Genomic DNA, 16,363 nt, shown 5'->3' with positions numbered 1-16,363 from the left:
CGCAGAGGAGTCAAGTGCCATCCGCTCCAATCTACAGGGGGGACGGGTTCGGCATAGCCTTAAAATTCTACTTATACATGGAATACACAGCATCTTTTGCGAAAAAAGCCTTGGTAAGTTTGGCAATCTAGTCCTTCTCTCCGAATAAACGCCAAGCAATCTTCGAGAAAATATAGACAAAAAGTAATAATAGAACAGAAATTGCAGCTGCATATCCCATTTCATAACGGATAAAACCATAGTCTTCTAAATGGTTGACCATTAATTGTCCAGCGTATTGAGGTGTAGGGTTGGCACCTGAAAGTGCTACCCCGATGGCCCCCGCCTGAAACGTACCAACAACCGCCATTACTGCTCCAAATAACATTTGTGGCTTCATTGAAGGAATCGTAATATAGATAATCTCTTGGAATCTATTTTTTATTCCATCGATATAACCTGCTTCATATATTTCTTTATTAATATTGAGTACACCAGATAACATCGCTAAAAATCCAACACCCATACTTCCCCAAAGGGTAACGACAATCATGATAGCCATTAAGTGATCTGGGGACTGCAGAAACTGAATTGGTTCAAAAAGAACACCCATCGTAATGAGAAGACTGTTTAAATATCCGGTTTGATCTCCACTAAAGATGATCGTCCAAACAACCGCCATCGCGATTCCTGCTGTCATCGATGGTGAATAGATGATAAGGGCTAAAACAGTTCGTGGCACTCTGGAAATTTGCGCTAGCATCCATGCTAGTAAAAAGGATAGAATATAGCCTCCTGGTCCAACAATTACAGCGAAGGTTAAGGTGTTCGGTAGTACTTTCTGCATGAATACCTCATCTTGCGTCAGGACACTAACATAGTTAGCTAATCCGATAAAGGTCGGCATTTCGATCGCGTTAAAATAAGTAAAGGATAGAAAAATCGCAACGACTACTGGAATGATAATAAACGTAAAGAAAAAGATAATATATGGCGCAAGGAACACGGATGTACTTGCATGCTTTTGAAGTCTACTCATCATTTTCTTCAACCCAACTTTCCACTTGTTCGATTGTAGGAATTCGATACGGTTTCACCATGACTCCATCCTTCATGTAACCGAACTCCTCCATTTTCCGTCGCATTTCGCGATCTATCGTAATAACGGCATCGTCAATTGCTGAACGTGTATTATCCCCGCCAAATACCACACGGTTCCACACATTACTAATCTCCCTCTCTACCATATAGGTATAAGGTGTTTTCGGAACCTCTCTTAACTGTTCCCATTGCTCTAAAATAATTGCTTTATGCTCTTCTGGCCAAGGTAAATTGGCAAAAGAATCCAAATTCGCCGTATTCCACATATACGATGGACCATACATAATTTGTAAAGTAGTGGCAAAATCAGTTTGTGTTTCCGTAGACATCCACCACTTTAATACTTCCCATGCCTCATCTTTATTTTGGCTACCATTAAAAATCATTCCTGATTGTCCAGAACCAGTTGCCCATCTTGAGATAGAACCATCCTCTTGTCGGACACCAGGATGTAGCGCAATGTCCCACCAGCCTGAAATTTCAGGTGCTGCCGCTGTCAACTCAACATACGTTTGGAAGCTGGAAATACCAATTGGCAATGTGGAGTATCTAAAATGGTTATAAAAGTTTGGCACTTGAAGCGGTGTGCTATAAATCGTATTGAGATCCGTCATAAACTGAATTCCTTTTACTGCCTCATCGCTATCAATAACCGTTCCCATTCCATCCTCTTTATATAAATCACCTTGATGTTGATAAATATATGGAGAGGTTGCTTGGAATGGTTTAAAGGCGACGGCTCCAGCAATTGGTGTATAGTAGTTCAGTCCAAATCGCTGTAATTCAGGTAAAATATTTACTATATCATCCCAAGTATCTGGAACTGGAATATCTAGTGCGCCTAGAATATCTTTACGATAATATTGAACAAAGAAATCTTGCGTCTCAGGTAGCGCATAAACCTCATCATCAATCATTAAAGGTAAAAATGCTCCTGGAGAAAAATGCTTTATTTGCTCATTGAAATCATCAAACTGTCTTAAATCATAAGCAGCTCCTCGAATCGCAAGCTCATATGGAAGCCAGTTACTAATACCAAGTGAAAGATCTGGCTGACTATTTGCCGCATTCGCAAGGATTAGCTTTTGCTCGGATGGCATAATAGAAAACCTTACTTCAATTCCTGTTTTCGGAGTGAAGTTTTGATCGACCATGTTTTGCATCAGTTCTACATATTGTCGTGGTCTGTTTACCCATACATCCACTACATCGTCATCTACACCTGTGGTTGCAAGTGTGTTCGATTTAAAGGAGTGGAAGAATTTCAGGACAGACTCTTTTGTTTTGGCGAAAATGCCAAGCTCTGCATCTGGTAGCTCAACGTCACCGTGAATATATATTCGATCCATAAATAATGGCTGTTTTTTCAATTCTAATGTTGCATTTCCAAGTAACTGCGCGACCGAACTTGAACCTTCCGATAATTGCGTTAAACGAGATGGTATTTCATCAGGAGACTCTGCTAAGCTTCGAAGCCTTTCTACGGCAATCTGCAAGGAAACTACTTCGACCGCTTCCTGCCCATCACTTAACTCTAGTAAATAATCACTTTCTTTCTCTAGAGTAGTAGCCCAATTTAATAATCGTTCTTCAATATCTGGTAAGTATTCAGTGATTCTCCAACCGCGAGAACGATCTTGGCTATTTCCAGTTAATTGCTTAATCGATAAAGAAAGCTGTTCGATGCCTTTCATTACTTCGTTTATTTCAAAAAGCACTCGATTAACTGGGGAAGCATCCACCTTAAGTGTAAGAATGTTACTGCCTTTATTTAAGTAGAATAAATATGGTTCTCCACTTTCATCACTGAACGTTTCGTTTTTCCATTTCTTTTCTTGTTGAAATGTATACGTCTCAACTTCTTCAAAGGGAACAGCACCATTTACCATAATCGTTCTAAATACTGGAAAACTAGTTTGCTTTTGTTGTAGGACTTTTGAGGAGATTTGATAATAACCCTCTTCTTCTACCTCTATTTCCCAGCTAGCACTTTGACCACTTGTTTCCCAAGATTCTCCACCAATTACATTCAAAAGGCGTTGATCTCTTTTGTATGGGACAACAGAGGCATTTTGCTGGTTAACAGGTCGTATAAAGGAGCTGTTTTTCTTTAGCGGATGCTCTGCTTCCACCGTTACTAGTGCATCCTCGATTTTTTTACCTTTGTTTAATTCTAAGTATTCTTCATAAGAAGGTATCGTTCCCACACTGTTTACATAAATGTTTCCAAGAAGCATTTCTCCTCTTATATTGGAAAGCGTAATGGTGTTTGTTCCTTTTTCTAAATGGAACTTTAACGGACGACTGTGTAGATAACTAGAATCTTCTGCTTTCACATAATGCCATTCTTCAATTGGAATCTGATCTGGGATAATTTCATCCCCAAAACGATCCTGGTCGAAGGTCGTAGTAGCACTTCTCCAGTCTTTTGGAAAAATAATGCGACGACTTTCAAAATATTGATAACTTCCATTTACTTCAACAGAGCCTTCAATAGGCACAATTCCTTCTCCCAAAGGAAAATAATCAAACCCAAGTTCATAGAGCCCTTCTTCTTCTACATCCACTTCAATAGTGATAGATTTTTGATCTTTCCAAACGAATACTTGATCTCCATACCCTTTACTTTCATTTAAAGGGAGTAAATCATTTTCAGGAACGGACAAAAAATCAGTGGGATTAACAGCACGCTCAAATAGAGACGTGCTGTTAATGCCCACTTCTTTCCACTGTTTTAGGATATAAAGATAGCTTGGTTCAATGACTTGTTCGGCCACTTGCTCAGGAGAATTCTCTTTATCAGCAAAAGCGATAGAGGTTGGAATCAATAGAAATAGTAATAACGGCCAGAACAAAATCTTACGTTTCATATCATTTATCCCCCTCAACAGTTTCTAGTATTATTGACCAATCGCTTCTTTACCTTCTTGATACTTTTGGTTTGCTAATTCATTGATTTGAGAAATATAATCTTCAATCTTGATTTCGCCTCTAATACTTGCACCAAGTAATTCAGAGATGTTTGCATTTGGAGATTCTCCAACTGCCACTCCAGTAGGCGCTTCCCATCTAGATTGTACATAACCAGGAACTGTTTTAACTGGCTCGATAATACCATTTTCTAAGTTTTCATACGCGATACGTAATCCTGGTAAATCTTGAATTTCAAAGTAAGCATCTAATACTTCTGGATCAGCAGATGCTGGTAAACCGTTTACAACTTTATCTTCTTCTACTGCAACTTCTAAACGTCTCATATAACCTTCTTTACCAAAGGACATATATTTTGCAAAAAGATATGCTTCTTCTGCGTGTTTCGTAGATTTAGAGATTCCCATGTAATCATTAACAATAACCGTTCTTCCACCAGGAATTCCGATAAAGTCCCAATCGAATTCTAGATTTTCCGTATAGTTCGGGATTGCCCATGTTCCATCCCATCTTAAACCAGTTCCACCAGCTGCCCAAACTTCGCCGTCATTTTCACCGTTGAAGCTAGCTTGTTGATCATCCGTTAAAGAGTCAAAGGAATAGTTGTTCGAAACAATATTATTCGCTAAGTTAATTCCATTAATAAATTCGTTGCTGTCTAAGTGATATTCTTCATCACTGAATGTAAACCATCCAATGTTTTCATTTGCTGCTGCTGGGTACCAATCTGGAATAGAGTGAGGATTACTGATACCAACTACTCCATTATTAAGGTTTGTAATTTGTCTAACTGAGTTAACAAACTCTTCAATTGCAAAACCATGCTCAGGAACATTTAAGTTCGCTTGGTTGTATAAGTCTTTATTTACGAAGTAACCTAAGAAGTTTTGTCCTTTAGGTAAAGCAACCACAGTGTCTTCAAAGGTTGCAGAATCGCGAACAACCTCAGGAATTTGAGCGAAATCTTCGTCATTCTCCGTTAATTCATTAAGGTCTAATAACCAATCATTCGCTAAACCAGTAGGAATTTGAGCTAGCATAAATACGTCTGGCATTGCATTCGCACTTGCTGCTGCGGATAACGCATCATTCCAGTCACCTGAGATAGACTCATCAATCTCAACCGTAATGTGTGGGTATTGAGCTTGGAATTCTTCGATCATGATTCTTTCTAGGTTTCTCTCTTCTTCTGTACCTAGAGCCCAACTTGCGAAAGTAATCGTTACAGCGTCTTTATTTCCTTCTTCTTTCACTTCATCTTTTGAAGTATTTGTTGCAGTATCCTTGCTACAACCGATTAGAAACACAATAATTGTTAAAATAGCTAACCAAGGCTTTAACATTTTCATAAAAAACACCCCTTATTTTTTTGTATAGATTAAAACTCTTTTAGAGAGCCTTAGACCTTATAACTCACGAAGCTTGTCCAAAAACACCAGCAAACTACCTTGACTCGAGCAATTATTCACAAATAAATGAGGAGAATCACCCCTTTAACGAATTAAATCGAAACGTTTCAATTTTTCTTCAAAAAATAAAAAACACTTTCGTTCTTTTATGAGATTACTATATTTTCAATACTATTATTTCATTGATACGTTTCAATAAATTTATTATACTTCAGCGTGAAACCGATTACAATTTAATTTTTCAAATAAAATATATTTATAGCCAATTTGTCAGATAATTCAATTCAACCTCTATAATATAGGAAATATACATGATAAATATGGAAAACTCTATATAGGATAAGTAAAATAATGCATTTCCATTTTATAGAACCGATTCGATTTTTGTAAGAATATCTTCCATCAATCTAGTTGATATAGATAATATTACCGGTTGTCGAGGATTCGTAAATTGCTAAAATAATTTCTAGCGCATTTCTCCCATCCTGAAGAGAAATAGCTGGTGATTTGTCTTCTTTAATAGCACTAACCATGTCTTGTATTATAGGATAATGACCTTCTCCATGAATCATTTCTGATTGGGAATCGTTAGTTTTGTTTGTCTCTTTGAATGGTGCTTCTTCCTCATGTCTGAACTGCCATTCCTTTAATTCATTTACGTACTTCCCACCAACAATAGCAGTGCCTTTTTCTCCAAAAATACTGATAGAGGCTTCTAAATCAATAGGATATATGGCTGTAGATCCTTCTATCACTCCCAATGCTCCACTTTCAAATTCAAGAATGGAAACACCTACATCCTCCATTTCGATTTGATGACGCCTTGTAGTAGTAAATCCCACTATCTTTTTGACTGGCCCCATCATCCACCTAAGTAAATCAATGTTATGAATGCACTGATTCATCAAGGCACCCCCATCCATCGAGGCAGTACCTCTCCATTGATCCTGATTATAATAGCTTTGATCGCGGTACCAGCGAACTGTTGTATTGGCATGTATCATTTTCCCAAAGCTTCCATTGTCCACTTTCTGTTTTGTTTGAATAACTGCTGGATTGAAACGCTTTTGAAAAGCAACAGTTGCTTTAACACCATATTTTTCGGCAGCATTAATCACTCTATCTGCCTCCTCTAATGTTAAGGCAATAGGTTTCTCAATGATTATATGCTTTCCGGCTTTTATTGCTTCGATCGCCATCTCTGCATGCATACCGCTTGGTGTACAAATACAGAGTACATCGATGGATGAGTCTTGTAGCAAATCTTGATAGTTTTGATAATACTTCTGCACACTATTTGTTTTGACAAAGCCATCTTTCACCTTTGGATTATTATCACAAACAGCGGCCAAAGTGGTCTCCTTATGAAGGCGAATAGCTTCTGCATAATTAGGAGCAATACTACCTGCTCCTACTATGGCGAAATTCAACATTGATTAGCCCCCTCCTTATAACGAAACAGACTTTCCAGTTCGTGCAGATTCATAGATAGCTAAAATAACTTCTAATGGTTTAAGGCCTTCCTCACCATTTACAAGTGGTTCTCTATTTTCTAGTACCGCCTGTATCATATCTTCTATTTGTATGCGATGTGCACCACCAAATATTGCGGTTGGATCGCTTGAACCCGTTCCATTTGAAGCCTCTTCAGATTGGCTAGCCAAATTCTCTACCTTACCTCCGCCATACCATTCACCTTTACTATCTGTTGTTTTTTCATAGTGATGAGTTAATTGATCATTTTCGATGACCGCAGAGCCTTTTGTTCCAAACACCTCAAGCCTAGAACTTAATCCAGGAAAAGCACTTGTTGTTCCAACGATTGTTCCTAATGCACCATTTTTAAAAGATACGGTAGCAACTGCAACATCTTCCACTTCCATTCGTTCATGTGCTAAAGTGGCCTTTCTTGCAAATACACTTTCTACTGGTCCCATTAAATATTGCAGTAAATCGATTGTATGAATGGATTGGTTCATTAATGCTCCGCCTCCATCAAGCGCCCACGTTCCACGCCATTCTCCACTATCATAGTATTCCTGCGTACGGTACCAATTTACAGCACATTCCCCAAGAATCATGTTCCCGAACTTCCCGCTTTCTACTTTCTCTTTCACTTTCACAGTAGAAGTATCAAATCGGTGTTGTGAAATAACAGCGAGCTTCACCCCTGCATCCTTACACACTTGAATCATTTCATGTGCTTTATCTAAAGAAACATCCATCGGCTTTTCAGTAATTACATGCTTACCAGCTTGAGCAGCTGCAATTGCCATATCCGCATGCATCCCACTCGGTGTAAGAATATTAATGATATCGATATCCTCTCTTTTTAGCATTTCGTGATAATCGGCATACCAATCCGCTTCATATCGCTCCGCTAAACTTTTCGCTCTATCCTCCTCAACATCTGCAACCGCTACCAATTTCGCCCCATTTATTAAACCGATTTGTTCTGCATGTGTATGACTAATGGAACCACAACCGATAATGCCAAAACGCAACTCATTTATCATAACTAATCTCCTCCTTTGATTATCGTTACTTAACTTTTATTTCCAATTCTGAAAGTAACTCTTTAAAACTTCTTGAAGCTAGGCCGAAAAGGTCTGGTCCACTAAATCCAGAAAAAGGACCCGCAGCGGCCAAATGAGGTTCCAGTGACGCAAACCCTTTGTATTCTTTCAGGCGTAACGCTTGATAAGTTTCTTTCATTTCTCCATCCCCATTACCCGCTGGAACAACTTCTCCATCAGTAAAGAGTGCATCTTTTACATGCATGTATTCAATATATTTTTCAAGTAACGGATAAGCCTCTGTAAATGGTTTTACCCCACATTGCACAAAATTTGCTGGGTCAAAAGCTGCTCGTAGATTTGGAGAATCACAGTATTCTAATATTTCTACACAACGCTCTGCATTGTCTCCATAGATATCCTTTTCATTTTCATGTAAGAGAACAACCTTTTCTACTTCCGCTACCTTAACTAGCTCCTTCATTCTGCTCAATACTTCTTCTCTGTAATCCGTTGGGTTCTCACCTTCTGGAATAAAGAAAGAAAAAATCCTAATATAAGAAGTATTAAGATAATGAGCCGTCTTAATAACCCGCTCAAAATCTAACTTATGTTTCTCAAAATCATCAAGAATTCCAATTTTTCCAATTGGTGAACCAATGGCTGATACCGAGAAGCCTCTAGCATCTAAGGTTTCTTTTATAAGCTTTAGTTCCTCCTTATTAAAATGAGCAACATTTTTCCCCCACACACTACGTAACTCCAAATGCTTCATACCAAGTGATTCAAGGACATCTAATTGAACGTCTAACTCTGGAGAGATTTCATCCGCAAATCCAGTCAATGTAATCATTAAAACTGCCTCCTAATCTAAATGAAAAATAGATTGATTAATTCATTAAATTTATTTTGTCTACATATTATCCGCTAAAAAGTTTACTGTCAATTAGTTTTAAATGAGTAAAAGATTATAATTTACAGCAGGTTGGACTAACTAGATTATTTTTCTTAATTGTTTTTGGCTTGACTGATCAAGAGATTGAATATCTTCAATTTCACAACGCTTGCCTTCCATATCTGTGATTATTATTCTATTCGAATCGATTAATTGAATATGTTCATGGATGTTTCTCATGAGAAGTTCAAGCTCCCCACGATCTGTTTTTACTTTAATGGACCAAATTCCTGGCTCTTCTTTAATGGAATGAATATGCGTAACAATTGGAATGACATAGCGTAGCTTTAGCTCAACTGCTATTTCATGTTTACTACTTTCATCAAGTTCATCCAAATGTCGAATTACTCCTAGCTCTTTATCATCTTTCGTCCATACTGATAAATACTCATAGGGCCTAGACATCGGATACGTACGGCGAATGATGACCTCTGGATAACTTACCTGCGCCATTTCTACTACCAGCATGCCGCCCTCGGTACGATAAAAGAATGCTTCTTTTGGATTGATATACGTAATCTCAAAAATATCACTCACCCTACATCTACTCCTTTTATTTGCGACATCTCTTTTTGGGCCTCTACCAATTTATAATAAATACCTTTTTGAACGAGTAATTCTTCATGAGTTCCGATTTCAGCAATTTGCCCTTTATCCACAACTACTAATCTATTAGCATTACGCAAGGTTGATAGTCGATGTGCAATCGCGAAAGTCGTTCTTCCTTGAACAAGTCTACTAACGGCTTCCTGAATTTTTTGCTCCGTTTCCGTATCCACAGATGCAGTAGCTTCATCTAAAATTAAAATCCGAGGATCATGGAGAATCGCACGTGCAATGGCAATCCGTTGTTTTTGCCCCCCAGACAATCGTTGACCTCTCTCTCCTACCTGTGTTTCATAGCCATCTACCATTTTGACAATAAATTCATGAGCATTTGCAATCTTAGCTGCTCTCATAATTTCGTCAGGAGTAGCATCTTGATTGGAATACGCAATATTTTCCGAGATCGTTCCATCAAATAAAAATGTTTCCTGCAACACCACTCCAATCTGTTTATGAAGGTCCTCCTGCTTAAGATTCCGCAAATCTATTCCATCTATGGAAATCGTACCTTCTGTTGGATCATAAAAACGGCTTATTAGATTAATCAAGGTTGATTTTCCAGCGCCAGAATGCCCAACTAGTCCAATCATCTCACCTGATTCCACCACAAGGTTCATATCCTTAATAACGGGACTATGTTTTTCATATCCAAACGTGACATTCTTTAACTCTACTTTTCCTTTTATATCTTTAATAGTTACCGCCTTGCTGCTAGTTGGAACTTCTGATGGAGTATCCATTATTTCAAAAATACGATTTGCTGAACCAATCGCGCGGCTCACCCAAGTAATCATTTGGTTATACCACTGCAACGGTCCAAAGAACATACCTAAATATGCAATAAACGCCATAAGTGTACCTAAGCTCAGATCATCACTAATTACCGACATTCCTCCAAAATACCAAACAAGCAGTAGACCAGCGCCTGTTATAAAAGAAAAAATCGGGAAAACACCTTGCCACATTCCATCTGTCCGAATGGTTTGCTTCATGACCGTTTGATTGCCCTTCATGTAACGGGACTGTTCCTGCTTTTCCTGTCCAAAAGCCTTCACAACCCTAATTCCCTGAAGCGTATCTCCTACCGTCATATTTAATCGATTAATAGCCTGCCATTGCTTATACCACATTTGATGAATCCTTGGCCAAATTATCACAGAAAATAATAAGATGAAAGGAGTCGGCAAAAGAGCAAGCAATGTTAACTTCCAATCAAGACTAAACATCATCACCATAATGGCAAGAAGCATCATCGCTTGACCTACCACCCATAAAACGCCATCCGTCAAAAACTGCCTCGTATCTTCCACATCGCTATTAACCCTACCAATAAATTGTGAAGTCTGACGACGATCAAAATAACTTAACGAAAGCCGCATCAAAGATTGATACGTTTCTCTTCGAATATCCGCCATGATTTTACTTCCAATCCAAACTCCAAGAACACCTCTTACAATCTGCATCAACGCTAGTACAATACTGGTTGCCCCCAAAGCAGCAACTAAAATCAAAAGCGCTCCCCCAACATCCTTTGGTCCTAACACATCATCAACAATAATCTTCGTTATGTATGGCGGTGCAAGCTCTAACAAAGTAGCAAAAATTAACATTACCATTGCAAGAACCATTTTCATCCGATATGGACGTGTATAAGATAACAAACGTCCCACTACCTTTTTCTTATCCACGCAAATAGAGCAAGTATTAGTCCCCTCCTGAAGTGGTCTTTGGCAGCTCGGGCACTGTCTTGGCAAATCATTCTTAGACAAGACGGGCAATTCCTCATTTTTCACTAGATTTTCAATCACCTTCACAGCAATAGAAAATTTACTCGTTAACGCAGCAGAAAAACGAACAAGCACAACCCCACCATCCACCGTATCTACAAGTAAAGAACCGCCCCCGACATAAGAATCAATCCTAGCACCAGTTATCCCATAAAGAAACAATTCATGCACAAGCACACCACTATCCCCATAAACCAATACTCGATCCTCTACCACCGCAAGCCACCTTTCAGAAAAATTACCACCCTCATCGATATCCGCCTTGGCAAAAAATAAAAACGTTTCACTTTTATCGATGCACTTCGGTACCGTTTCAATAATCGGCATCTACTTCCCTCATCCCCTATTAAAATATTCCCCTACCAAACCATTCAATTTGATTAATTAATTGAATTTATCTAACATTATAATTTATTCCCTCTACAACACAAGAATTATTTTTCTACATAACTACATATAGGAAACATCAAAAGATATCAACTCCAAAACTAAAAAATTAATTACCAAAACAACTCTCAACTTAAACCTATAAAACCAACACCATCCTAAAAACAGCACGCCCCCACTACTTTTCCTAGCCTAACCAACACTCCGCAAGGGTCAGGCTCCAATCTTGAGCGCTCCCACCCTCACACCTTCCTCCTAAATTATCATTGAATCCAGCCAAATATACATATATAATTAATTAAAACATTAAATTAATATAAAAACCCAATTACCTTCACTAAGAAAGGCAGGCTAGTAAGATGAAAATTTTATATATTGATATCGATTCTTTACGTCCAGATCACTTAGGCTGTTATGGATACCATCGCGAAACATCCCCAAATATTGATGGCTTGGCAGAGCGCGGTGTTCGCTTTACTAACTACTACGCGTCTGATGCTCCATGTGCTCCTTCTCGAACTGCTTTATTTAGTTCAAAATACGGAATTCATACCGGTGTAGTTAACCACGGAGGAGTGCAAGCAGACATGCGTCCAATAGGAGCAGATCGTCCTTTCAACTTTCACCACACAGAATATCAAGCTTGGGTGGATAAGCTACGATTTAAAGGATTACATACAGCCATGATTAGCCCCTTCCCAGGTCGTCATGCTGCATGGCATGTTCAACAAGGCTTTTTAGAAACATATGATACAGGAAAACACGCGGGTGAAACTGCAGGTGATGTATCAGTAGAAGCTTTACGTTGGATTAAAGATCGTGGAAAAGAAAAAGAAGACTGGTTCTTATATCTGAATTTCTGGGATCCTCATACACCTTACCGAACTCCTGAGGAATATGGTAATCCTTTCAAGAACGATCCAGCTCCAGAATGGTTAACGAAGGAAATTATTGCCCAGCAGCGAGAAAGCTATGGACCGATGAGTATCCGTGACCTTCCTAGAGGTAATCAATGGGCCGGCCTTCCTCATGAGATTGCGAGTCGAGCGGATTTTAAAGATTGGATTGATGGCTATGACACGGCGATTCGTCATGTTGATGATCATGTCGGAAAGATCATTCAAACATTGGAAGAGCAAGGAATCCTAGATGAGACGATTATTATCATTTCGGCAGATCACGGCGAAAACCAAGGTGAACTCAATGTTTACGGTGACCATCAAACAGCAGATCATATAACAAGTCGAATTCCATGTATTATTGCTGGTCCTGGAATCAAACAAGGACATGTAGATGAAGATTTCCACTACCAAATTGATTTTGGTCCTACTTTTACAGAATTAGTAGGCAGTCAACCGAGCAACAAATGGGATGGAAAGAGCTTCCTACCAGCCTTAACCGAAGGTAAATCTGCCGGTCGTCCTTATCTAGTTGTAAGCCAAAACGCCTGGAGTTGTCAGCGCTCCGCTCGTTTTGATAATTGGATGTTAATTCGCACCTATCATGATGGACTGAAAGAATACCCTGAACTCATGCTTTTTGATATTGAAAACGATCCACACGAAACGACTAACCTTGCAGAGGACCGACCAGAAATAGTTGCGAAAGGCTTACTTTTATTGGATCAATGGGTAGCCGAGCAGATGATTTCCTCCGATTCACCAATAGATCCAATGTGGGCAGTTATCCATGAAGGCGGACCATTCCACACACGTGGCGACGCCTTAGATAATTACCTAACAAAGCTGCGCAAACAAGAACGCCATGCTGCAGCCGATCGATTAGAACGCCGCTATCGCCCTGAAAAATTTCAAGCTTAATATTAACTTAATTAAGCCATGATTGCCTTGCTCCCGCTTTTGATTGGATCGGGGTGCAAGGTTTGAGACTCCTGTCGGAGGAAAGGTGGGGCATGGGGGTGGGGGTTCCTTAATTTTCCTAAATAGAGGTTTTGAAGGCTTCTACACTCACTCTGAGGGCATAGATTTCGTTTCTTTCAGATTATAGATACCATCTCGAGCTTTCAAACCGAAAAAAGAGGAATGCTCCGTTTTACTAGAGCATTCCTCTCTTTCTTTTATCGTTGATGCAAAAACTTCAATACCGGTTGAATATGCTGATCCCAATAACCCCATTCATGGGCACCCGGCCCCTCCTCAAAGGTACTATCTAAAGATAGTTTCGCAAGGTGATCTCTGAAACGAATATTTGCGTTATAATTATGATCCTCAGTTCCGCAACACTGATAGAGCCGCGGCTTTGGCCCCTCACTCTTCGCTAGCTTTTCTGCTAAATAAAATAGGTCATCATCACTGTCCTTAATTGGTCTATCGCCAAAGATATGCTGGAAATCTCGTGGAAAGGCAGAAATCCTATCTACAATATCAACAGAACCTGAAAGACTAGCTCCTGCTGCAAATTTTTCGGGATTCCTCATGGCGACCTTCAAAGCTCCGTAACCTCCCATAGATAAACCTGCTACATAATTATCCTCTCTTTTATCGGATAATTGGAAAAATGAACGAGCAATCTGCGGTAGCTCCTCGCTCACATATGTATAATAATCATAGCCATTTTCCATATCTGTATAGAAGCTTCTTCCTGCTGATGGCATCACAACCGCAAGCCCTAAAGGAGCCACATACCTTTCGATAGAAGTAAAACGTGTCCAAATAGTATGATCATCGGAAAGTCCATGTAATAAATACAAGGTCGGATGCTTTTGTTGTTCGAAGGACTTTGACTCAACTCCAATATGTGTGGTCGTTTGTGGCAGAATTACGGTCATGGATGTCGAACACTGTAGCGCCTCTGAGAAAAAGTTACATTGTATAAGTGCCAATTATAAACTCCCCTTTTTATTTTTTACTTATTACAGTACAAAATCAAAGTAGGTGCCTCCATTTGAACTCGGAGACACCTAAATATAAGCCTACTTTAACCCAGACATCGTAAATCCTTCGACAATATATTTCTGGAATAGTGAAAAGATAATGATGATTGGTACAACCATAAATGCAGCCCCTGCCATTTGTAAGGCAAAGTTATTCGCATATTGTCCTTGTAAGAGCGCTAGTCCTACCGACAACGTATAAAGACTTTCGTCATTTGCGATGATTAATGGCCAGAGGAAGCTATTCCATGCCCCAATAAAGGTAAGTATTCCTTGAACCGCAAAGATTGGCTTCGCAATGGGAATAATTAAGCGGAAGAAGATATAAAATTCTCCTGCTCCATCAAGTCTTGCTGCTTCAATCAAATCAGTTGGTATAGTCGTCATAAACTGCCTAAACAAAAAGATACTGAAGGCAGCTGCAAGTCCTGGAAGCACAATCCCAGCCATCGTATTCGTTAATCCCATCTCATTAAGCAATAAATAAACTGGGATCATCGTTACTTGTCCTGGAATCATCATCGTAGCTAAAATAACGTAGAAAAATTTCTCTCTTCCCTTAAATTGAAATTTCGCAAACCCATAGCCTGCCATCGCATTTAACAAAAGACCTACAAAAGACAATAAAACAATAATGATTGTGTTTCGTAAGTAAATGCCAAAATTCATGCTTTCAAAAAGCTTAACAAAGTTGGCTAAGGTTGGATTTTCAGGAAATAGAGTAGGTGGTACCATTAATACTTCACTCTCTGGCTTAAAAGAACTTGAAATCATCCAGATAAATGGAATGGAAATAATTATTCCACCTACTATCAATAATAGAGTCACAATAGATCGCTCTATTTTGGCTTTAGCCGTATTTGTTGCCATCTTTATCAACTCCGATACCTCTTAAATTAGGTCACAATTAGTATTCTGTATCAGATTTTCTTAGCTTAAATTGAATCAACGTTACAGTAATAATGATCAAAAATAATACAAACGATCCTGCTGCTGCATAGCCAAACTGACTATTCTGGAATCCATTTTTATAAATAAATAAAGCCATCGAAATAGTCCCATCTAATGGACCACCATTCGTCATAACAAACGGCTCCTCGAAGAACTGAAGCCAACCAATCAAGGTTGTGACTGTTACGAAAAATGTTGCATATCTAAGCAACGGTATCGTGATATTGAAAAGGACGTGCCACCTATTTGCTCCATCCATTTCTGCTGCCTCATAATATGATTTCGGAATCCCTTGCAGAGCCGCTAAGAAAATAATCATATTGATACCGATTCCCTTCCAAACAGCAAGCACCACTAATGAGATCTTCGCCAAGGTTGGTTCCTCTAGCCATGGTACTTTATCCATCGATAACAGAGATAAAAGATAATTAAATAAACCGTATTCCGTATTGTATAAATAGCCCCAAACAACTGCAACCGCAATAATATTAGTTATGGATGGCATATAATAAACAGCACGAAAGACTGTGAAAATCTTATTTTTCCCATAATTTAAAAGGAGCGCAATACCAAGGGAAAAGAAGATTACAAGCGGTACACCCAACACTACATAAAAAAGTGTATTAAATAAGGACTTGTGAAATAATGTATCACTCAACAATTTACTATAATTATCTAAGCCAATAAAATTAATAGAAGACCAGTCTGCCAATCCCTTTAGATTTAAATTAGTAAAGCTTATCCCAAAAGCAATAAAGATAGGAATAATACTAAAAACAATTAGAATAAGCAAAGCAGGTGCTATAAACATATATGGATGTCTGTTTTTTAATGCACTTCTCAATACA

The 16,363-nt window shown here is 38.8% G+C and carries 12 protein-coding genes; 1 reads left to right on the top strand and 11 read right to left on the bottom strand.

What is annotated here, in order from left to right:
* Window positions 1–127 precede the first annotated feature (127 nt).
* The 8 genes from BK580_RS03610 to BK580_RS03575 form a co-directional block, all read right to left on the bottom strand.
* Entirely contained in the window at window positions 128–1,021 is an 894-nt protein-coding gene (locus BK580_RS03610; RefSeq protein ID WP_139364968.1) for a carbohydrate ABC transporter permease, read from the bottom strand.
* Window positions 1,011–3,950 (bottom strand): extracellular solute-binding protein, encoded by a 2,940-nt coding sequence (locus tag BK580_RS03605; protein WP_235863987.1) that lies wholly within the window; start codon window positions 3,948–3,950, stop codon window positions 1,011–1,013. The genes BK580_RS03610 and BK580_RS03605 overlap by 11 nt, the downstream gene beginning before the upstream one ends.
* A 30-nt stretch (window positions 3,951–3,980) precedes the next feature.
* Window positions 3,981–5,360, bottom strand: a complete 1,380-nt coding sequence (locus BK580_RS03600; protein ID WP_078379038.1) for an ABC transporter substrate-binding protein — start codon at window positions 5,358–5,360, stop codon at window positions 3,981–3,983.
* Window positions 5,361–5,827: 467 nt separating this feature from the next.
* The gene (locus BK580_RS03595) at window positions 5,828–6,853 is read right to left on the bottom strand and encodes a Gfo/Idh/MocA family protein (protein ID WP_078379037.1); all 1,026 of its coding nucleotides are present in this window, start codon (window positions 6,851–6,853) and stop codon (window positions 5,828–5,830) included.
* Window positions 6,854–6,868: 15 nt separating this feature from the next.
* Entirely contained in the window at window positions 6,869–7,936 is a 1,068-nt protein-coding gene (locus BK580_RS03590) for a Gfo/Idh/MocA family protein (protein WP_211278992.1), read from the bottom strand.
* Between the two features lie 25 nt (window positions 7,937–7,961).
* Window positions 7,962–8,789: a sugar phosphate isomerase/epimerase family protein gene (locus BK580_RS03585; protein ID WP_078379036.1), complete on the bottom strand. Its 828-nt coding sequence runs from the start codon at window positions 8,787–8,789 to the stop codon at window positions 7,962–7,964.
* 141 nt (window positions 8,790–8,930) lie between these two features.
* Window positions 8,931–9,428 carry a DUF1854 domain-containing protein gene (locus BK580_RS03580; RefSeq protein WP_078379034.1) on the bottom strand — a complete coding sequence of 166 codons (498 nt, stop codon included), beginning with the start codon at window positions 9,426–9,428 and terminating at the stop codon, window positions 8,931–8,933.
* Window positions 9,425–11,611: an ABC transporter ATP-binding protein gene (locus tag BK580_RS03575; RefSeq protein ID WP_078379032.1), complete on the bottom strand. Its 2,187-nt coding sequence runs from the start codon at window positions 11,609–11,611 to the stop codon at window positions 9,425–9,427. Before BK580_RS03575 ends, BK580_RS03580 begins: the two co-directional genes overlap by 4 nt.
* Before the next feature lie 419 nt (window positions 11,612–12,030).
* Here BK580_RS03575 and BK580_RS03570 point away from each other — a divergent pair, with 419 nt between their 5' ends.
* Entirely contained in the window at window positions 12,031–13,491 is a 1,461-nt protein-coding gene (locus BK580_RS03570; protein WP_078379031.1) for a sulfatase family protein, read from the top strand.
* Window positions 13,492–13,748: 257 nt separating this feature from the next.
* Here the strand turns inward: BK580_RS03570 and BK580_RS03565 are convergent, their stop codons facing one another.
* From BK580_RS03565 to BK580_RS03555, 3 genes are all read right to left on the bottom strand, one after another.
* Entirely contained in the window at window positions 13,749–14,513 is a 765-nt protein-coding gene (locus BK580_RS03565; RefSeq protein WP_078379029.1) for an alpha/beta hydrolase, read from the bottom strand.
* Between the two features lie 90 nt (window positions 14,514–14,603).
* Window positions 14,604–15,434 carry a carbohydrate ABC transporter permease gene (locus BK580_RS03560; protein WP_078379028.1) on the bottom strand — a complete coding sequence of 277 codons (831 nt, stop codon included), beginning with the start codon at window positions 15,432–15,434 and terminating at the stop codon, window positions 14,604–14,606.
* A 37-nt stretch (window positions 15,435–15,471) separates the two neighbouring features.
* Window positions 15,472–16,326 carry a carbohydrate ABC transporter permease gene (locus BK580_RS03555; protein WP_078382623.1) on the bottom strand — a complete coding sequence of 285 codons (855 nt, stop codon included), beginning with the start codon at window positions 16,324–16,326 and terminating at the stop codon, window positions 15,472–15,474.
* Window positions 16,327–16,363 lie beyond the last annotated feature (37 nt).

It is taken from the genome of Sutcliffiella halmapala, from assembly GCF_002019665.1.
Taxonomy (GTDB): domain Bacteria; phylum Bacillota; class Bacilli; order Bacillales; family Bacillaceae_I; genus Sutcliffiella_A; species Sutcliffiella_A halmapala.
This window is presented reverse-complemented; position numbering and strand designations above follow the sequence as displayed.